18 protein-coding genes and 1 pseudogene are annotated in these 18,842 nt (G+C 74.2%); 12 read left to right on the plus strand and 7 right to left on the minus strand.

Annotation, left to right across the window (positions count from 1 at the left end):
* The first annotated feature begins 131 nt into the window (after positions 1 to 131).
* From ACZ6Y7_RS14955 to ACZ6Y7_RS14965, 3 genes are all read left to right on the plus strand, one after another.
* Positions 132 to 515 carry a F0F1 ATP synthase subunit epsilon gene (locus ACZ6Y7_RS14955; protein WP_402222125.1) on the plus strand — a complete coding sequence of 128 codons (384 nt, stop codon included), beginning with the start codon at positions 132 to 134 and terminating at the stop codon, positions 513 to 515.
* Positions 516 to 663: 148 nt separating this feature from the next.
* Positions 664 to 1,164, plus strand: a complete 501-nt coding sequence (locus ACZ6Y7_RS14960) for a DUF2550 domain-containing protein (protein WP_030057523.1) — start codon at positions 664 to 666, stop codon at positions 1,162 to 1,164.
* A 121-nt stretch (positions 1,165 to 1,285) separates the two neighbouring features.
* Positions 1,286 to 1,858: a cob(I)yrinic acid a,c-diamide adenosyltransferase gene (locus tag ACZ6Y7_RS14965; protein ID WP_465758307.1), complete on the plus strand. Its 573-nt coding sequence runs from the start codon at positions 1,286 to 1,288 to the stop codon at positions 1,856 to 1,858.
* Between the two features lie 46 nt (positions 1,859 to 1,904).
* Here ACZ6Y7_RS14965 and ACZ6Y7_RS14970 read toward each other — a convergent pair whose 3' ends face one another.
* Complete coding sequence (locus tag ACZ6Y7_RS14970; RefSeq protein ID WP_465758308.1) at positions 1,905 to 2,495, minus strand: hypothetical protein; 591 nt, start codon at positions 2,493 to 2,495, stop codon at positions 1,905 to 1,907.
* 156 nt (positions 2,496 to 2,651) lie between these two features.
* On the opposite strand from ACZ6Y7_RS14970, the gene ACZ6Y7_RS14975 reads away from it, so the two are divergent.
* The 5 genes from ACZ6Y7_RS14975 (at position 2,652) to ACZ6Y7_RS14995 (ending at position 8,741) form a co-directional block, all read left to right on the plus strand.
* On the plus strand, positions 2,652 to 3,854 hold the full coding sequence (locus ACZ6Y7_RS14975; protein WP_465758309.1) for a sensor histidine kinase: 1,203 nt from the start codon (positions 2,652 to 2,654) through the stop codon (positions 3,852 to 3,854).
* On the plus strand, positions 3,851 to 4,501 hold the full coding sequence (locus tag ACZ6Y7_RS14980; protein WP_465758310.1) for a response regulator: 651 nt from the start codon (positions 3,851 to 3,853) through the stop codon (positions 4,499 to 4,501). Before ACZ6Y7_RS14975 ends, ACZ6Y7_RS14980 begins: the two co-directional genes overlap by 4 nt.
* A 212-nt stretch (positions 4,502 to 4,713) precedes the next feature.
* Entirely contained in the window at positions 4,714 to 5,583 is an 870-nt protein-coding gene (locus ACZ6Y7_RS14985) for a 3-hydroxyacyl-CoA dehydrogenase family protein (protein ID WP_465758311.1), read from the plus strand.
* Between the two features lie 354 nt (positions 5,584 to 5,937).
* The gene (locus ACZ6Y7_RS14990) at positions 5,938 to 6,261 is read left to right on the plus strand and encodes an STAS domain-containing protein (protein WP_402222108.1); all 324 of its coding nucleotides are present in this window, start codon (positions 5,938 to 5,940) and stop codon (positions 6,259 to 6,261) included.
* Positions 6,262 to 6,485: 224 nt separating this feature from the next.
* Positions 6,486 to 8,741: a P-loop NTPase family protein gene (locus ACZ6Y7_RS14995; protein WP_465758312.1), complete on the plus strand. Its 2,256-nt coding sequence runs from the start codon at positions 6,486 to 6,488 to the stop codon at positions 8,739 to 8,741.
* A 4-nt stretch (positions 8,742 to 8,745) separates the two neighbouring features.
* Here the strand turns inward: ACZ6Y7_RS14995 and nucS are convergent, their stop codons facing one another.
* On the minus strand, positions 8,746 to 9,405 hold the full coding sequence (gene nucS, locus ACZ6Y7_RS15000) for an endonuclease NucS (protein ID WP_359828612.1): 660 nt from the start codon (positions 9,403 to 9,405) through the stop codon (positions 8,746 to 8,748).
* 480 nt (positions 9,406 to 9,885) lie between these two features.
* On the opposite strand from nucS, the gene ACZ6Y7_RS15005 reads away from it, so the two are divergent.
* Positions 9,886 to 10,278 (plus strand): SCO5389 family protein, encoded by a 393-nt coding sequence (locus ACZ6Y7_RS15005; protein WP_465758313.1) that lies wholly within the window; start codon positions 9,886 to 9,888, stop codon positions 10,276 to 10,278.
* Between the two features lie 108 nt (positions 10,279 to 10,386).
* Here the strand turns inward: ACZ6Y7_RS15005 and ACZ6Y7_RS15010 are convergent, their stop codons facing one another.
* A complete protein-coding gene (locus ACZ6Y7_RS15010; protein ID WP_465758396.1) occupies positions 10,387 to 11,517 on the minus strand; it encodes an LLM class flavin-dependent oxidoreductase in 1,131 nt (376 codons plus the stop codon).
* A gap of 408 nt (positions 11,518 to 11,925) precedes the next feature.
* Between ACZ6Y7_RS15010 and ACZ6Y7_RS15015 the strand changes: the two genes are divergently transcribed.
* The gene (locus ACZ6Y7_RS15015) at positions 11,926 to 12,249 is read left to right on the plus strand and encodes an ATP/GTP-binding protein (RefSeq protein ID WP_402222100.1); all 324 of its coding nucleotides are present in this window, start codon (positions 11,926 to 11,928) and stop codon (positions 12,247 to 12,249) included.
* Between the two features lie 70 nt (positions 12,250 to 12,319).
* On the opposite strand, the gene ACZ6Y7_RS15020 is transcribed toward ACZ6Y7_RS15015, so the two are convergent.
* Positions 12,320 to 13,087, minus strand: a complete 768-nt coding sequence (locus tag ACZ6Y7_RS15020; RefSeq protein ID WP_465758314.1) for an ABC transporter permease — start codon at positions 13,085 to 13,087, stop codon at positions 12,320 to 12,322.
* 1 nt (position 13,088) lies between these two features.
* A complete protein-coding gene (locus ACZ6Y7_RS15025; protein WP_465758315.1) occupies positions 13,089 to 14,093 on the minus strand; it encodes an ABC transporter ATP-binding protein in 1,005 nt (334 codons plus the stop codon).
* 92 nt (positions 14,094 to 14,185) lie between these two features.
* Here ACZ6Y7_RS15025 and ACZ6Y7_RS15030 point away from each other — a divergent pair, with 92 nt between their 5' ends.
* Both ACZ6Y7_RS15030 and ACZ6Y7_RS15035 read left to right on the plus strand, forming a co-directional pair.
* Positions 14,186 to 14,983 carry an alpha/beta fold hydrolase gene (locus ACZ6Y7_RS15030; protein WP_465758316.1) on the plus strand — a complete coding sequence of 266 codons (798 nt, stop codon included), beginning with the start codon at positions 14,186 to 14,188 and terminating at the stop codon, positions 14,981 to 14,983.
* The gene (locus ACZ6Y7_RS15035; protein WP_350633433.1) at positions 14,980 to 15,291 is read left to right on the plus strand and encodes a hypothetical protein; all 312 of its coding nucleotides are present in this window, start codon (positions 14,980 to 14,982) and stop codon (positions 15,289 to 15,291) included. The genes ACZ6Y7_RS15030 and ACZ6Y7_RS15035 overlap by 4 nt, the downstream gene beginning before the upstream one ends.
* 85 nt (positions 15,292 to 15,376) lie before the next feature.
* Here the strand turns inward: ACZ6Y7_RS15035 and ACZ6Y7_RS15040 are convergent, their stop codons facing one another.
* Both ACZ6Y7_RS15040 and ACZ6Y7_RS15045 read right to left on the minus strand, forming a co-directional pair.
* The gene (locus tag ACZ6Y7_RS15040) at positions 15,377 to 16,306 is read right to left on the minus strand and encodes a coiled-coil domain-containing protein (RefSeq protein WP_030057505.1); all 930 of its coding nucleotides are present in this window, start codon (positions 16,304 to 16,306) and stop codon (positions 15,377 to 15,379) included.
* A gap of 107 nt (positions 16,307 to 16,413) precedes the next feature.
* A pseudogene (locus ACZ6Y7_RS15045) lies at positions 16,414 to 18,842 on the minus strand (hypothetical protein); the annotation flags it as partial.

The following is an 18,842-nucleotide window of genomic DNA, read 5'->3' on the forward strand; positions in this document are numbered from 1 at the left end:
CCACCCCTCGCGTCGCCTCGGCTGTGATTCCGGTCAAATCCGTGCCGCCGGTTTCATGCCGGGGGCGCGGGGCCGTTATTCTTACCGAAACTCCCGAGTAATCGGGGGTTGCATGAGCCTAGGAGCCCACGTTGGCTGAGCTGCACGTCGAGCTGGTCGCAGCCGACCGCAAGGTGTGGTCCGGTGCGGCCACCATCGTCGTCGCCCGTACGGCCTCCGGTGACACCGGCATCATGCCGGGCCACACCCCGGTGCTGAGCGTGCTGGAGACCGGGCCGGTCACCATCCGCACGGTGGACGGCGGCACCGTCGTCGCCGCGGTGCACGGCGGCTTCATCTCCTTCGCCGACAACAAGCTGTCTCTGCTCGCGGAGATCGCCGAGCTGGCGGACGAGATCGACGTCGCGCGTGCCGAGCGCGCGCTGGAGCAGGCCAAGTCGGACCTGGACGCGCACGCCGAGCGTCGCGCCGAGGTCCGTCTGTTCGCGGCGCGCGGCCTCAAGGCCCACGCCTGAGTGCGCCGGACCCCGGCTTAGCGGGGTCGACCGACGGTCCCGGGGACGCGTGAGCGTGACCCCGGGACTGTCGTCGTAGTTGGTAGGTCAGCGCGGTCGCTTGATACGACCGCTACGGGGAACGCGGGTAGCGAGGAGGTAGGTGAGCATGGTCCTCGCGCTTGTGGTGTGTGCGGCGGTCGTGGCGCTGGGTGTGATCGGCCTGATGGCCTTCGCCGTCCGACGCCGCCTGATCCAGCGGGTGGGCGGCACGTTCGACTGCAGCTACCGGCTCAAAATGCCCGCCGACGCCTCCACGCAGCCCGACCTCGACGAGAACGGCAAACCCACCTCCGCCCCGGTCCCCCCGACCGACGGCAAGGGGTGGGTTTTCGGTATCGGGCGGTACAGCGGCGACTCGATCGAGTGGTTCCGGGTCTTCTCGTACGCCCCGCGCCCGCGCAAGGTGCTGCCGCGGCGGGAGATCGAGGTGCTCGGCCGGCGCTACCCGGAGGGCCAGGAGGAGCTGGCGCTGCTCTCCGGCTCGGTGGTGCTGCGCTGCCTGCACAACGGGGCGCCGCTGGAGCTGGCGATGAGCGAGGACGCGCTGACCGGCTTCCTCGCCTGGCTGGAGGCGGCTCCGCCCGGGCAGAGGGTCAACGTCGCGTAGCGACGAGACCCTCGGACGGGGGCACCGCCCGGCCGAAGGCCGAGGCAGGGTCGACGCCGTCTGACGGCGGCTTGCGGGGGCGACACGGCTCGACCCGCCGGACACGCCTTAGGGTGGCCGCATGGTCAATCTGACGCGCATCTACACCCGTACCGGCGACGACGGCACCACCGCGCTCGGCGACATGAGCCGGACCACCAAGACCGATCCGCGGCTGATCGCGTACGCCGACGCCAACGAGGCCAACGCGGCGATCGGGGTGGCGCTCGCGGTCGGGCAGCTGTCCGAGGACGTGGCGGCGGTGCTCGTCCGGGTCCAGAACGACCTGTTCGACGTCGGCGCCGACCTGTCCACGCCGGTGGTCGAGGACCCGAAGTACCCGCCGCTGCGGGTGCTGCAGTCCTACGTCGACCGGCTGGAGGCGGACTGCGACCACTACCTGGAGCAGGTGGAGAAGCTGCGCAGCTTCATCCTGCCCGGCGGTACGCCCGGTGCGGCCCACCTGCACCTGGCCTGCACGGTGGTGCGGCGGGCCGAGCGCTCCACCTGGGCGGCGATCGCCGAGCACGGGGACACCGTCAACCCGCTGACCGCGAAGTACCTCAACCGGCTGTCGGACCTGCTGTTCATCCTGGCCCGGGTGGCCAACAAGGAGCGCGGCGACGTGCTCTGGGTCCCGGGCGAGAACCGCTGACCTCCCGCGGCCGGCGCGCGGGGCCGCCGACCCGCGCGCCGGCCGCTCAGCGCTGCTCCGCCGGGGCGTCCTCGACGACCCGGCCGTCCTCGACCCGCACACCGGCCGGGGCCTCCTTGGGCCAGCGCGAGTAGCAGGCGGCCACGACCACGTTGACCACGGCCGCGATGCCGAGCCGCCAGTACCACTGGGCGAAGGTGCCGAAGTGCGCGGAGCCCGCCGAGAGCGGGACGAGCAGGGTGATCAGGCCGAGCGTGATCGCGGCCGAGACCACGGTGCGGCCGGCGATCCGCCACTCGTGCCTGGTCCGCTCCGGGCCGTACGTCGGCGAGGGCAGCGGCTTGGGGCCGCCGGCGAAGCGGTGCAGGAAGTGCCGGTCGGCCCACCGGACCAACGAGGGGCCGTAGCCGACCGAGAAGCCGGCGTAGCTCGCGGCGAGCGCGTGCGTCCAGCTCGCCTCGGCGCCCCCGCGCAGGTCGGCGACGGTGAGCGCGTACAGGGCGAGGTCGACCGCTGGGAGGCCGAGCAGCAGCACGGTGCTGGTGCGGCGCCACCGCAGCAGGTAGCGGGCGGAGAGGGCGAGGCCGAGCACGATCCACCAGGAGATCTCGGCCGCGACGATGAGGGTGACGATCACGTTCTGCTCCCGGATGTTCGGCGGTGCCTCCAGCCTCGTGCGCGGGTACGCCCGTGTCGTCGTCGTGGGGTGCCGTCCCGGCCTGCACCTTTCGATGTAGCCGGGCTCCTCCGCGGACCGGAGCCGGGGGGCCGCCGGGGATGGTGAGATGGGGGCGTGCCCGTTCCGTCCCTCCCCCCGCGCCGGCTCGACCAGGTGATCGCCCTCTGCGGGCTGCTGGGCGGCGCCGTGCTGATCCTCTTCCGGGTGTACGAGAACGCCGACCGCCTCCCGGTGTGGGCGGTGGCGCTGCCGCTGCTCGTGATGGCCGGGCTGGAGCTGTGCCGGCGGACCAGGCCGGTGCTCGCGGTCTCGGTCGGCGGGCTGGCCTTCGCGGCCAGCCTGTTCACCGGCAGCCTGCTGGCGACGCTGATCATGTACACCGATCTGCTGTACGCGGCGGTGATCTACGGCAGCCGCCGGATGTCGCGGGTGCTGCACCTGACCGGCGGTTCGACCGTGCTGGTGCTCGCCGGCCTGACCTGGTACGTCGGCGGCACCGGAGCGGGGCTGCTGGTCGCGGTGGTCAGCTCGCTGGTCTTCCTGGCGCCGGTGTGGACCGGCGACGTGGTGCGCAAGCACCGGGAGGAGGCGGAGACCGAGCGGCTGCGGGCCGAACAGACCGCGCTGCTCTCGGAGATGGACCGGCGTGAGGCGGTCGGCGCCGAACGGGCCCGGATGGCACGGGAGTTGCACGACGTGGTGGCCAACCACCTGTCGGCGATCGCGATCCACGCCACCGGCGCGCAGTCCGTCGCCAAGCGCCGCGGCCTGCCCGCGGACGACCCGCTGGTGGAGGTGCTGGCGGTGATCCGGGAGAACAGCGTCCAGGGATTGGCCGAAATGCGCCGCATGATCGGACTGCTCCGGGACAGCGGCGGGGGAGAGGTCGACGAGTCGTACGCGGCGCCCGACCTGGCCGCGGTGGACACCCTGCTGGCCAAGGCCCGGGCGGCCGGCCAGGACGTGGGACTGGACTTCGAGCTGGCCGAGCACGGCGAGCGCGGGGAGGTGCCGGTGCCGGTCGGCCTGGCCGCGTACCGGATCGTCCAGGAGTCGCTGACCAACGCGCTCAAGCACGCCGCGCCCGGAATGGTCCGGTTGAGGCTGGAGTTCGGGCCGGACGAGCTGCGGATCGCGGTCGACAGCCCGTACCGCGACGAGCCGGGCCGCGGACTGCCGGGCGCCCGGGCCGGACTGGTGGGCATGGGGGAGCGGGCCGGGCTGCTCGGAGGCAGCTTCGAGGCCGGGCCGAAGGACGGGTACTGGAGCGTGCGCGCGGTGCTGCCGCGCGCGCAGGGAGGCGAGGGGCGGGCATGACGATCCGGGTGCTGGTGGCGGAGGACCAGGCGGCGGTACGGGCGGCGCTGGTGATGATCCTGCGCGCGGAGCCGGAGTTCGAGGTGGTCGGACAGGCCGCCGACGGCGAGGAGGCCGTCCGGCTGGCACTGGAGCTGCGGCCGGACGTGGTGCTGATGGACGTGCAGATGCCCCGGCTGGACGGCGTCTCGGCGACCCGGCAGGTGGTCGCGGCCGGCGCCGCCCAGGTGCTCGTGCTGACCACCTTCGACCTGGACGAGTACGTCTACGGCGCGCTGCGGGCGGGCGCGGCCGGATTCCTGCTCAAGGACCTGGAGGCGGACACCCTGGTCGAGGGCATCCGCACGGTGGCGCGCGGGGACGGCATGCTGGCGCCCTCGGTGACCAGACGGCTGATCGGGGCCTTCGCCCGTCCGGAGCGGCGGATCGGGCCGGAGGCCCGGGAGGCGGTGGCCGGGCTGACCGTCCGGGAGCGGGAGGTGCTGGCCTGCATCGGGGCGGGCCTGTCCAACGGCGAGATCGCGGCCCGGCTGACGATGGCGGAGGCCACCACGAAGACGCACGTCAGCCGGATCCTGGCGAAGCTGCGGCTGCGCAGCCGGGTGCAGGCGGCGATCCTCGCCCAGGACCTCGGTCTGACCCTCTGACGAGCGGCTCGTGAGCTGCTCGTGAGCTGTTCGCGGGCCGCACGGTCGGCTGACCGGGTCGGTTGCAGATCACACTCCCGACCGCTACTGCGCCGGGGGTTCGGGCGTTAGAGTCCGGGAATCGAGCGACGCGGCTCTCTGGCGGTGACCCCTGCCCTGAGCCGCCTTCAGGGCCCGCCCGCGGGGCGGCGACGGCATCGGGAGACCCAGCCATGAGCAATGCGTCCAGCAAGCAGATCGCCGTGATCGGTGCCGGCCTGATGGGCGCCGGCATCGCCCAGGTCTCGGCGCAGGCCGGGCACCCGGTGGTGCTGCGGGACGTCACCGAGGAGGCGCTGCAGCGGGGGCTCGCGGGCATCCGCGCCTCGTACGAGAAGTTCGTCTCCAAGGGGAAGCTGAGCGCCGAGGACGCCGAGGCCGCGCTGGGCCGGATCACCACCACCACGGACCTGGGCGCCGTCGCCGAGGCCGACATCGTGGTCGAGGCCGTGTTCGAGAAGCTGGAGGTCAAGGAGGGCGTCTTCCGCGAGCTGGACAAGCTCGCCAAGGACGGCGCCGTGCTGGCCTCCAACACCTCCGCCATCCCGATCACCCGGATCGCCGCCGCCACCGAGCGCCCGGAGTCGGTCGTCGGCGTCCACTTCTTCTCGCCGGTCCCGATGATGAAGCTGGTGGAGCTGGTCCGCGGCTACAAGACCAGCGACGAGACGCTGGCCACCGCGCGCGCGTACGCCGAGGGCGTCGGCAAGGAGGTCGTGGTGGTCAACCGCGACGTCGCCGGCTTCGTCACCACCCGCCTGATCACCGCGCTGGTCGTCGAGGCCGCCAAGCTGTACGAGTCGGGCGTCGCCACCGCCGAGGACATCGACACCGCCTGCCGCCTCGGCTTCGGCCACGCGATGGGCCCGCTGCAGACCGCCGACCTGACCGGCGTGGACATCCTGCTGCACGCCGCCCGCAACATCTACACCGAGACCAAGGACGAGAAGTTCGCCGCCCCGGAGATCATGGCCCGCATGGTCACCGCCGGTGACCTGGGCCGCAAGAGCGGCCGCGGGTTCTACCCGTACGAGGGCAAGTGAACCGACAGGGCTGAACGACCCGGCGGGCCGTGCGATCGGAGCATCGTACGGCCCGCTCCGCCGGGTCGGGTGAGTTTCCTCACGCCGGGTGCCGCAGACGGGTGATTTGGGCGGTAATCGAGCGTAGGTGTGGAGACTTCCTGCGTATATTCCCTCGGACGAGTGAAGTTGCTTCAGATCTGGCCGGAACCAGCAACCTGCGGAGCGGGTTCGCCGTCAGATGAGGGAACCCGGCATTCCGACCGGGTCCGGGCGTGGGGCTGCGGCCCGCCCGGACGCACATCCAGCTCCCGCACCCGGTACGGCCGGGGCGGCCCCACCCCGCACCAGGCCGTCCAGGCGAAGGAGGAGAGCATGCGCATCACCGGCGACCACACGGCGCTGGCCATCGAAGGCCGCCTCGACGTGCGCACCGCCGCCGACGCGCGCGCCCGGCTGCACCAGGCCGTGGACGGCGGCCTCGGCGACCTCGTGCTCGACCTCGCCCGGCTGGAGTTCTGGGACGCCACCGGCCTCGGCGTGATCATGGGCACCCACCGGCGGGCCGGCCGGATCGGCCGCCGGCTGGTGCTGCGCTCCGTCCCGGCCCAGCTCCAGCGGCTGCTGGTCGCCACCAAGCTGCACCGCATCCTGGCCGTCGACGGCGGCATCGCCGAGGCGCACGGCCTCGCCCTGTAGCGCGCCCTCCGCACCGCCGGCCACCCCTCCCGGCAACGCGCCTGGTCAGCGCTCCCGAACGGCCCCCGCCCCCGGACCGCCCTGCACGGGCGGGCCGGGATGTGCAAGAGTCTGCCCGTCAGAAGACGGCCGCCGGGGCTGGGCCCAGACCGCCCGCGGCCGCGACCGGGACGTCAGCCGGTCGGCGCCGGGCGCCGACGGCCGAGCACGATGCGGAGCAGAACGTGGCACAGCCATCCGGGGAGTTCCGACAGGAGGCCGTCCGCACCCGCGGCGGCGAACTGGTCTCCGGCGGCCTGTTGGTGGGAGTCGGCGCCCCGGACGGTTCCGAGGCCAGGCCCTGCCCCGAGGAGTGGCGCCCCCGCCCGCGCCGGATCGAGCGCAGCGAGCCCGCCCGCGGCCCGGTCGGCGGCGTCGGCCGTGCGGTCGGTCCGCTCGCGCTCGGCTCGGGACCGGCCGACCTGCCGCTGCTGGACCGCGAGGCCGACATCGCCGAACTCCTCGGCCTGCTCGCCGAAGGCCGGTCGATACGCCTGGTCGGCCAGGCCGGCTCCGGCCGCAGCGCACTGCTGGCGGCCGTCGCCGCGGCCGCCGCCGACCTCGCCCCCGGCGGTGTCGTCCAGCTCTGCGGCCACCGCCGTACCCTCGCCGACCTGCTCCAGGACCTCTTCGCGGCCACCCACCAGGCCCCCGGCTACCGGCCCGACCCCGGCCAACTCGCCGCCCACCTCGCCGAGGTCGGCGCGGTCGTGGTGATCGACGCCGCCGAACTCTCCGGCGCCGAGCTGGAGCACCTGCTCGCCACCGCCCCCGGCTGCGCCTTCCTGGTCGCCGTCGCCCCGGGCAGTCCGCCGCCCGCGGCCGGCTCCCGGATCCAGGACCACCTCGTCGCCGGGCTCTCCCGCCCCGCCTGCCTCGCCCTCACCGCCCGGCTGGCCGGGCGGCCCCTGGACGTCGCCGAGAAGGCCTGGGCGGTGGACCTCTGGTTCGAGTCCGAGGGCCTGCCGCTGCGCTTCGTCCAGGCCGCCGCCCTGCTGCGCCAGCGGGACGTCGCGGTGGACGCGCTGGTCGCCGCCGAGGACGACCGGATGGACGTCTTCGGCGCGGTCGAGGGGCCCGTCCGCGACCCGGACCCGGCGGTCCGGGAGAACGCGCTGCGCCGCACCGTCCCGCTGCCCTCCGTCGCCGAGACGGCCTCGCCCGCGGTGCGGCTCGCCGAGGGGCTGAGCGAATCCGCGCAGGCCGTGCTGCGGCTCGCCGTCGCGCTCGGCGGGGAGTGCCCCACCGCGCCGCACCTGCCCGCCCTGATCGACGTCGGCCAGGGCGAGGCCGCCCTCGCCGAACTCGCCGACGCCGGGCTGACGGTGTCCATCGGCGGGCACCACCGGCTGACCGCCGGCGCGCTCGAACTGCTCGCCCCGCACTGGCCCGCCCGCGGCTGCGTGGACGGTGCCGCCCAGCACTTCGCCTGGTGGGTCGGGCACAGCTCGGTGACGCTGGAACAGATCGCCGCCGAGGCCGAGGTGCTGATCGGCGTCCTGGTCGCGGACCGGACCGCCGGACGCCACGAGGCGGTGATCCGGCTCGCCCGGGCGGCGGCGCCCGCGCTGGCGCTGGCACTGCGCTGGGGAGCCTGGGAGCGGGTGCTGCAGCTCGGCCAGGAGGCGGCCCGCCGGGTCGGCTCGGCGAGCGACCAGGCCTGGTTCCACCACGAGGCGGGCGTGCACGCGATGTGCGTCCAGCAGCCGTCCCGGGCCATCGCGGAGCTGGAGACCGCGCTCACCCTGCGGGCGGCCGCGGGGGAGCAGCGCGGGGTGGCCGCGGCGCGCCGGATGATCGAGCTGCTGCGCGCCGAGGGCCGGCAGCTGCCGGCCGCCGCACCCGTCGCGGGCGGCCGCGCGCCGGTCATCCGCAAGATCGCGGCCCGCGTCCCGGCCCGCCTGAAGTCGAGCAGGCGGCGGCGGGTGGTCGTGGTCTCCACGGCCGTCCTGACCCTCGGGGTGCTGGGGACGGCGGTGGCGATGAGCCTCACCGGGCCGGACCAGCACCGGCCGAAGGACCCGCACAGCGGCCGGCTGGACGAGGGCGGAGCCCAGGACGCGCCCTTCCCGCAGCCCTCCGGCAGCCCCTCGCCCGCCGCGTCCGGTACGGCACCGGGCAGCCCGGCCGGGCAGAGCGGCAGCCCGGAACCGTCCGGGAGCGCCGGCGCCTCGCACGCGGCGAGCGCCTCGCCGACGAAGAAGCCGAGCTCCTCGCCGGGGGCGACCGAGTCGCCGACCGCCCAGCAGTCGCAGTCGCCCGCACCGGGACAGCCGCAGCCGCCGGCGCCGCAGCCGACGCCGTCGCGTCAACCGGGACCGCAGCCGACGTCGCCGAAGCCGACCGGCAGTACGCCCACGCCGACCCAGACCCCCACGCCGACCACGACGCCCACCGCGACCGGCGGGCCCAGCCCCTCGGCCTCGGCGTCGCCGAGCTGACCCGTCAGAACAGCTTGAGCTTGTCGTCGTCGATGCCGCGCAGCTCGTCGTAGTCCAGCACCACGCAGCCGATGCCGCGGTCGGTGGCCAGCACGCGGGCCTGGGGCTTGATCTCCTGCGCGGCGAAGACGCCCTTGACCGGGGCCAACAGCGGGTCCCGGTTGAGGAGTTCGAGGTAACGGGTGAGCTGCTCGACACCGTCGATCTCGCCGCGGCGCTTGATCTCGACGGCCACCGTGGCGCCGTCGGCGTCGCGGCAGAGGATGTCGACCGGGCCGATGGCGGTCGGGTACTCGCGGCGGATCAGCGACCAGCCGGCCCCGAGCACCTCCATCCGGTCCGCGAGCAGCTCCTGGAGGTGCGCCTCGACGCCGTCCTTGATCAGGCCCGGGTCCACCCCGAGTTCGTGGGACGAGTCGTGCAGCACCTCCTCCAGCGTGATGATGAGCTTCTCGCCGGCCTTGTTCTCCACCGTCCAGACCCCGTCGGCCTCCTTGAGGGCGCACGGCGGGGACATCCAGTTGAGCGGCTTGTAGGCGCGGTCGTCGGCGTGGATGCTGACGCTGCCGTCGGCCTTGACCAGGATGAGCCTGGTGGCGGAGGGCAGATGGGCGGAGAGCCGACCGGCATAGTCGACTGAGCAGCGGGCAATTACGAGACGCACGGTCGACCACGCTAGCCCACCGGGGCCAGTTGATGCGATTCCGCGACGACGGGGTGAAGAAAGCGCGAACCCCGCGAACATGGAGGTTCAGCGCTCCCGCTCCCGCTCGTCGAGGTCTGGCGCCCGTCCCATCCGGCCGCTACGGTGTGTGACGGCATGCTTGCGGGGATGCTGTCAACGGGGATGGAGACTTCAGATGAACGATCCGACAGGATCCGGCCAATCTGGTGCACCACGGCGTATTTCCCAAGCAATCCGCAGGAATGACCGGCCTGCTTCGTCGTTGACTGCCACGCTGTTCTGAGCGCGGTCGGTGTTCGGGGCATCACGCCCCGTACCGCCGCGGCTGATCGCCACGGTGCCGGAAACCCCCGTCCCAGGGTGTCCCGGACGCCACACGCGATGTCGCCCACCCTCACCCGAGCTTGGACAACGCACGACCACCCGGGCGCCGCGCGGGTGGACCCGAGAGGAGAATCCATGTCGCTCGACGTCTCACCGGCCCTGCTGGAGAAGGCCGAGCGGGGCGAGGTCGACGAGCGGGAATTCGTCGACTGCGTCCGCGTCTCGCTGCCGTACGCCTGGGACCTGATCAGCTCGCTGGTCGCCCAGGCGAAGGTCGACGGCACCGACTTCGCCGACAACCACGTGCCGCCGCCCAGCGAGCAGGCCCGTGGCCAGCTGCTGCGCGCGCTCGCCAGCGATGCCATCCGGGGCGCCCTGCAGCGCCACTTCGGTGTCCGGCTGGCCTTCCAGAACTGTCACCGGGTGGCGGTGTTCCTGCCGTCGGAGGCGAACGACGCCCGGTTCGCGCGGTTCACGTCCGTCCGGGAGCAGCTGCTCAACCAGTCCGAGGAACTGCGGGACTGCTGAGCGTCAGGCTTCCGACCAGCACGGTGCCGTCGGGGCGCCGGCCGCCCCCGTCCCCCGGTGCGGGGGGAGGGGCGGCGGCCCGGACCGCCGGGGCGCGGCGCGCGGTGATCAACCCAGCTGCGGCAGCACCTCGGAGCCGAGCCGGGCGATGTTGTGCAGGGTGGCCTCCTGGTCGCCGCTGCCCTCGGCGAGCAGCGCGAAGCGGCGGATGCCGGTCCGTTCGGCGGTGGCCAGCAGCCGGTCGGCGCACTGCCGCGGGGTGCCCACCGCGTGCAGGTCGCAGAGGAGTTCGGTGTACTGGCGCGGGTCGCGCATCGTGCGTTCGCGGCCGTCCACCGTGCGGTGGGCGCCGAGCCCGTACTCGAACCAGTCGGGCATCGCCTTCAGCAGGGTGGACCGGGCCGCCGCGGTGCGGTCCTCGACCTGGGCCACCCCGGCCGCCACGTGCCGGCGGCTGACCCGGCGCAGTTGCTCCTCGCTGCGCCCGGCGGCCAGCCAGGCGGTGCGGTACAGCTCCAGCATGTGCAGCTTGTCGTCGTCCCCGGAGTGCATGCCGAGCAGCATCGGCAGACCACGCTCGGCGGCCAGCTTCACCCCGCCCGGCGAGGTGCAGGCGACGACCACCGGCGGACCGGCCACCGGCCGCCCGGTGGTGGTGAGTTCGTCGCCGAGGCCCTCCTCGTCCTGCCGCTGGCGCGGCAGGCGCACCGGGCCGGACTGCTCGCCGAGGCCGAGCCAGCTGCTCAGGCCGGGCCGGCGCAGCGGTTCGGCGGCCCGCGGCACCACCGCCACCTCGGGGAAGCTGAACTGCGGTCCGTCCCCGCCCACCCGGGAACCGCGCAGCCAGCGCAGCAGGAGGTCCAGCCGCTCCGGGAAGCCGCTCTCGAAGGCGCTCAGGCCGTCGCCGAACACGTCCAGGTCGATCCACGGCCCGCCGCGGCCGACCCCGAGCGTGAACCGCCCGCCGGAGGTGAGGTGCAGCAGCGCGGCCTGCTCGCCGAGGGCCACCGGGTGCCGGGTGGAGAGCACGCTGACCGCCGTGCCGACGCCGATCCGGCGGGTGCGGCCGAGCAGCAGCCCGGCCAGCGTCGCGGCGTCGGGGCAGACCCCGTACGGGACGAAGTGGTGCTCGGCCAGCCAGACGCTGTCCAGGCCCGCCCGTTCGGCCTCGACGGCGGACCGCACGGTGCGCTCCAGCGCCTCGCCGTGGCTCTGCCCGGGGAACTGCGCGGACAGCATGAACAGTCCGACCCGGACCGGAGCGGTGTCCGCCGGCAGGGCCCCCGCGCGCTGCGGCGTCGGCAGCGGATCGCCCGCGACGGCCGTCACCGGGGGGACGGCGGTCAGGGTCGGGCCGGGGGCCGGCGGTCGGGCCGCGACGGGTCGACGGGTCTCGGTACGGGCGTCGGTCTTGGTCATGCGTGGGCCTCCTCGGGTGCGCGCAGGGTCTGCGAGCCCCGCCTCTTCCTCCTCTGGGTATCGGATGTCATGTGCCAATGGCACGCCGAACCCCTGATTTCCCCGATGATCGGGTGGATCTCGGCAAAAAGGCCGGAGCGTCGGCCGGTGCCGTGGTAGTGGCCGAGCCGGGGGTCGGCCGGCCGTAGGCTGGAACGGCCCAGAGCCCCGGAAGAGAGGCAGTCCGCCGTGTCGCCGCGCCGCAACCGGATCAAGAGCGCCGCCCCCCGCGAGAGCGCCGAGCCGGCCGCGCCGCTCGGCGGGTCGCTGCGGCGCACCGAGAGCTACCAGGGCGACGACTGGGTGGTGCAGACGGTCGCCGGGACGGCGGGGCGGTTCTACCGCTGCCCGGGCTGCGACCAGGAGATCCCGCCGGGGGTCGGCCACGTGGTGGCCTGGCCGATGCACGGCGCCGGGGTGGACGACCGGCGGCACTGGCACCGCGCGTGCTGGGGAGCGCGGGAGCGCCGGGCCTCCAACGTCCTGCGGGGGCGCGGCGCTCCGCGCTACTGAGCAATCCCGCCGGGCCGGACCGGTGGAGCGGCCTCCACCTGCCGGCCCGGCTCCGCACTCCTACGCGTCGCTAGGCGTCACGGTTCCTGAGCACCAGCGCGCCGCCGGCCAGCGCCGCCGCCGTCCAGGCGAGGCAGATCAGGAAGCCGGCCCACGGACCGTACGGCTGGCCGTGCTGCTCGTACACCAGCAGCATCCGCGAGCCCGCGTAGTCGGGGAAGTAGTGGGCCAGGGTCTTGACCTTCGGCACCGCCGAGAGGATCGGCGAGAGCAGGAAGAAGAACGGCACCAGCACGCCGAGCGCGAGCGTCTGGTTGTGCAGCATCGTGGTGACGCCCGCCGCGAACAGGCAGAGCATCGTCAGGTAGAGCGCGGCGCCGAACACCGCGCGCAGCACGTGCGGTTCGCCGAGCGTGGTGGAGTGCGGGCCCAGCAGTGCCTGGCCGACGAAGAAGGTGACGAAGGCCGTCACCAGGGAGACCGCGAGGGCGAGCGCGCCGAGCACCGTCGCCTTGCCGCCGAGCAGGGTGGTGCGCTGCGGGACGGCGGCCAGGGTCACCCGGATCATGCCGCTGCTGTACTCGTTGCCGATCGCCAGCACGCCGAAGACGATGATCGCCAGCTCGCCGAGCATGATGCCGGAGAAGGCCGTCCCGGTGGCGTCGAACGGGGACTGTTCGTTGCGCCGGAACTCGGTGAAGTTGTTGTTGGTGAGCAGGGACAGCAGCGCGCCGATGCCGACGGTGACGACGAAGGCCAGCGCGAGCGTCCAGACCGTGGAGCGGACGCTGCGGATCTTCGTCCACTCGGAGCGCAGGACCGCCGGGAAGGACGCCATCTCAGTTCTCCTCCTGCCGTGCCGCGGCCGACCGCCGGGCGCCGTCCGCCTTCCAGCCGGCGCCCCAGGCGCCGGGTGCGCCGGCCGCGTCCGGGCCCGGTCCGTCGCCGGCGTGGTACTCCACCGAGTCGGCCGTCATCTGCATGAACGCCTCCTCCAACGAGGCCTGCTGCGGGCTGAGTTCGTGCAGCACCAGGCCGTTTGCGGCGGCCAGTTCGCCGAGTCGGGCGAGGTCGCCGTCGACCACCTCGTAGGAGCCGTCCGGGCCGGGTTCGGGCCGCAGGCCGGCGGCGGCCAGCGCGTCGAGCAGCCGCTCGGGCTCCGGGGTGCGCAGCCGTACGGCGGAGCGGGAGTTGCGGCGGATGAACTCCGGCATCGGCAGGTCGGCGAGCAGCCGGCCCTTGCCGATGACCACCAGGTGGTCGGCCGTGACGGCCATCTCGCTCATCAGGTGGGAGGAGACGAAGACCGTCCGGCCCTCGCCGGCGAGGCGCTTCATCAGGTTGCGGATCCAGAGGATGCCCTCCGGGTCCAGGCCGTTGACCGGCTCGTCGAACATGACGATCTCCGGGTCGCCGAGCAGGGCGGAGGCGATGCCCAGGCGCTGGCCCATGCCGAGGGAGAAGCCGCGGGCCCGCTTGCGGGCCACCGGGGTGAGGCCGACCAGGGCGAGCACCTCGTCCACCCGGCGCTCCGGGATGCGGTTGCTCTGGGCGAGCCAGAGCAGGTGGTCGCGGGCGGTGCGGCCGGGGTGGACGGCCTTGGCCTCCAGCAGCGCGCCGATGTACTTGAGCGGCTCGCTGAGCTGCCCGTAGCGCTTGCCGTCGATGGTGACCCGGCCGCCGGTGGGGCGGTCGAGGTCGAGGATCATGCGCATGGTGGTGGACTTGCCGGCGCCGTTCGGGCCGAGGAAGCCGGTCACCACGCCCCGGGGGACGGTGAAGCTGAGCCGGTCCACCGCGAGAGTCCGGCCGTAACGCTTTGTCAGGTCGTGCAGCTCGATCATTCGCGCTCCCTTACTCTCGGTCAGGCTAGGACAAAGCGGATATCGCGGCCCGCTGAGTGGGCCCGCCGGGCGCACCGGAATACGGTGGGCGCATGACCCAGCTCCCCTCCGCAGTCTCCGTCCGCGAGAGCGGTACCGGAACGCCCCTCCTGCTGTTGCACGCCTTCCCGTTGAACGCCTCGATGTGGTCGTCCCAGCTGGACGCGCTGCCCGGTCCGACCGGGGACGGGGCCCGGGTCCTCGCCCCCGACCAGCGAGGGTTCGGCGGCACCGAGCTGGGCTCCGACGAGCCCTCGCTGGACGCGGTCGCGGACGACCTCGCCCTGCTGCTGGACGCGGCCGGGATCGAGCGCGCGGTGCTCGGCGGGATCTCCATGGGCGGCTACGTGGCGCTCGCCTTCGCCCGCCGCCACCCCGGGCGGCTGTCCGGTCTACTGCTGGCCAACACCCGCGCCACCGCCGACACCGACGCCGTCCGGGCCGACCGGGAGCGGATCGCCGCCGCCGTCACCGCGCGGGACAGCGTGCGGCTGCTGCTGGACGAGCGGCTCGCGGCCAGGCAGCTCGGCCCGGACTCCCAGCACCTCGTGGAGCGGGTGCAGTCCATGGTCGCCGCCGCCTCGCCGACCGCCGTCGCCTGGACCCAGCGGGCCATGGCGGCCCGCCCGGACGCCCTGGACGTCCTGGCCGGGCTGCGGGTGCCGGTGGCGGTCGTGGCGGGCGCCCAGGACGCCCTGGTGGCGCCGGAGGAGGCCGAACTGATGGTCAGGGCCCGCCCGGACGCCGAGCTGACCGTCCTCCCCGGGGTCGGGCACCTGAGCGCCCTGGAGGCGCCCGAGGCCTTCGACACCGCCGTCCGCGCCCTGCTGCGCCGGGTGGCCGCCGGATGAGCGAGGACGCGGCCGCCTGGGACTTCTCGGCGCTGGAGGTGAGCGGCCGGATGCCCGTGACCAACCGGAGCGAGGGGCTGGTCGAGCTGACCCTGGAACCCCTCGGCGAGGACTACTGGATGCGCCCGGGGGAGACCTTCATCGTCACCTCGTACGGCGACCACGGCTCCGGACACCCCTTCGAGGTGCAGTACTGGCCCGACTCGGTCTCGGTCTGGTGCACCTCCTGGTTCGGCACGGTCTCCGACGACGAGGGCAACCAGCTCAGCAGCGGGCACCAGCGGCCGGACGGCGCCTACCCCCGGTAGAAGCGCCCGAGGTGATGACGGGACGACAGCCGACAGGCCCTCACCCTGGTGGGTGAGGGCCTGTCGGCACGGGGGTCGTACGGCGTCAGCGCGACTGCTGGGCGGGCACGCCCATGGTGTCGTCGTTCGGCAGCGAAGCGGCGGCCACGGCCGCGCCGGTCAGCGTCGCCAGCATCTCGCGGACGTTGGTCAGCTGGGCGTTGATGCTGTCGCGGCGGTTGGTGAGCGCCGCCAGCTCGCGCTCGGATTCGCTGCGGATGCGGTCGGCCTTGGCGTTGGCGTCCGCCACGATGTCCTCGGACTGGCGCTGGGCCGTCTCGACGGTCTGGCGGGCGCGGCGCTCGGCGTCGGTGCGCAGCTTCTCGGCCTCCAGGCGCAGCTGCTCGGCCCGGTGCTCGATCTCGGCCAGGCGCTTCTCGGCCTTGGCCTGACGGGCGGCCAGGTCGCGCTCGGACTGCTCGCGGCGCTTGGCCAGGTTGGTCTCGAACTCCAGCGCGGCCTGGGCGGCCTTGGTGCGGGTCTCCTCGAAGAGGGCGTCCGCCTCCTCGCGCTTGTTCTGGGCGTCCTTGTTGGCCTCGGCGCGCAGCTGGGCGGCGTCGCTCTTGGCCTTGTCGACGATCCGCAGGCCCTCGTCCTCCGCCTTGGCCTTGCGGTCCTTGGCGTAGTTCTCGGCCTCGGTGCGGACCTGCTGGGCGGCGGCCTCGGCGAGCTCACGGTGCTGCTCGGCGGCGCGGTGCGCCTCGTCGCGCAGGTCCTTGGCCTCCTCCTCGGCGAGCCGCAGGATCTTCTCGACGCGGGCACCGAGGCCGGCGTACGAGGGCTCCTGCTCCACGACCGCCGCCTGCGCGGTCTGGGTCTCCAGGTGGAGCTCCTCGATGCGCTTCTCCAGCGCGCTGATCCGGGTCAAGGCACTGTCGCGGTCGGCCACCAACTTGGTGATCCGCTCGTCGACCTGGGCGCGCTCGTACCCACGGCGCACCAGGTCGAAGCCGTGAGGGGAGTGACTGTCGCTCATGGGGTTCTGGGCTTCCTGTCGTCAAACCGCTGAGGTGGTTGAGGGAATCCTGACACGGTACCGGAGTGTCGACGGCGAAATGCCGTTGTCTCGCGGACAATGTCCGCTCAATCGGGTGGTGCGCTCTTGGAGCGATTGCCACCCGACCGGGGGGAGCCAACTCCGGCACCGGCCTTGGCGCCCCCGTCCTTCTTGGTACTGCTTCCCCCGTTGGCCTGGGCGACCGGTGACGGTGCCTCGAATGCCTCCAGGGCGGACAGCACGTCCTGCACCCTGGAGATCTCGGTGTTGATGTCCTTGCGGCGGCGCACCAGCTCGTCCAGCTCGCGCCGGCCCTCGTCGGTGACCCGCTTCGCCTCCGCCTTGGCCTCCGCGAGCAGTCGCTCGGCCTCGGCCCTCGCCAGCTCGACCTGCTCGTCCGCGGCCCGGTCGGCGTCCCGCAGGCGCTTCTCCGCCTCGGCCGCCGCCTTGTCAAGCCGCTCCTCGGCCTCGGCCTCGGCGGAGCGCAGCTTCGCCTCGGCCTTCTCGATGAGCGCCTCGGCGCGGTCGGTGGAGGTGGCGAGCTTGGTCTCCGCCTCCTTGAGCAGGCCCTCGGCCTTGCGGACCGCCGAGAGGCGGACCTTGCTGGCCTCGGCGGAGGCCTCCGAGGTGAGCTCGTTCGCCCGCTCCTCGGCCGCGGCGACCAGGGCCGCGGCGCGGTCCTCGGCCTCGGCGACGGTCGCCACCGCCTGCTCCTCGGCCTCGGTCAGCTGCTCCTGGGCGGCCGTCACCAGCGCGTCCACCCGCTCGCCGGCCGACTTCATGGCCGCCGCGTTCTCCTTGCGGGCCCGCTCGTGCAGCGCCTCCACCTCGGCGTCGGTGCGCTCGCGCAGCTCCTCGGCGCGCTCGCGGATCGCGGTGGCGTCCCGGCGGGCCTCGGCGAGCAGCGCGTCGGCGTCGGAGCGGCCCTTCTCGACCTCGGCCTGGCCGGCCGCCTCGCCGGCGGCGACCAGCCGGTCGGCCTCCTTGCGGGCGGCGGCGACCATCGCGTCCGCCTGCTCCTCGGCGGCCGCGGTGGTGGCCAGCGCGGTGGTCTGGGCGTCCTCGCCGAGCGCCTCCGCGTCCGCGAAGGCCTTCTCCAGGACGGCCTTGGCCCGGTCGCGGGTGGCCTTGTCGAACTGCTCGGCGGCCTCCCGGGTCTCCGCGTCGTACGCGTCGGCGCGGGCGTGCGTGGCGCTGTCGTACTCGTCGGCCAGGGTGCGGGTGGCCAGGGCGTACTCCTCGGCCTCGGAGCGCAGCGCGGTGGCCAGCTCCTCGGCGTCGGCCACCGCGCGGGCGGCCTGGGCCTCGGCCTCGGCGACCGTGCGGGCGGCCTGCGCCTCGGCGTCGGCGCGCAGCTGCTCGGCGGCCTCCCGGGCGGCGCGCAGCTCGTTCTCGGCGTCCGCGCGCAGCTGCTCGTCGTAGGCGAGGGCCTCGGCGCGCTGCCGGGCGAGTTCGGCCTCGGCGGCCTCGCGCTCGGCGGTCAGCTCCCGCTCGGTCTGCTCGCGCAGGGCGGCGGCGTACCGGTCGGCCGTCTCGCGGAGCTCGGCGGCCTCGGCCTCGGCGGCGGCGCGCAGTTCGGCGGTCTCGCGGTCGGCGAGCTCGCGGACCTCGGTGGCGTACCGGTCGGCGGCGGCGCGCAGCTCGGTGGTCTCGCGCTCGGTGAGCTCGCGCAGCTCGGCGGTCTCGCGCTCGGCGGTCTCGCGCAGCTCGGTGGTCTCGCGCTCGGTGAGCTCGCGCAGCTCGGACGAGGCCTGTTCGGCGGCCTCGCGGACCTCGGCGGCCTCCTGCTCGGCGGCGGCCTTGAGCGCGGCGATCTGCTCGGCGGCGGCCTCGTGCATGCCCGCCACCGACTGGCGGACCTCGGCGGCCTCGTCCTCGGCGGCGGAGACCAGCTCGGCGCCCTCGGCCTTGGCGGCGGCGATCAGCTCGGCGCGGTCGGCCTCGGCCCGCTCCAGCTCGGCGGCGGCCTCGGCGCGGATGCCGTCGGCGGTGGCCCGGGCCTCGGACAGCTCGCGGCCGGCCTCGGCGCGGACGGTCTCGGCCTGCTCGTTGGCCAGCGCCAGCTCGGCGGCGGCCTTCTCGCGGGTGGCCTTGGCGTCCTTGGCGGCCTCCGCCCGGTACTGCTCGGCGGTGGCCTCGGCGCGCTCCAGCAGTTCGTCGGCGGTCTCGCGCTGCTGGGCGGCGTAGGCGTCGGCGGCTTCGCGCTGCCGGGTGGTCTCCGCGGTGGTGCGTTCGGTGAGGTCGGCGGCGTGCTGTTCGGCCTCGGTGCGGACGCGGTCGGCGTAGGCCTCGGCGGCTTCGCGCTGCTGGGTGGTCTCGTGCTGCGCGGCGGCGCGCAGTTCGGCGGCGGCCTGCTCGGCCTCCGCCCGCACCTCGGCGGCGTAGGCGTCGGCGGCTTCGCGCTGCTGGGCGGTCTGCGCGGTGGTGCGTTCGGTGAGGTCGGCGGCGTGCTGTTCGGCCTCGGTGCGGACGCGGTCGGCGTAGGCCTCGGCGGCTTCGCGCTGCTGGGTGGTAC

It is taken from the genome of Kitasatospora sp. NPDC053308 (genome assembly GCF_055585785.1).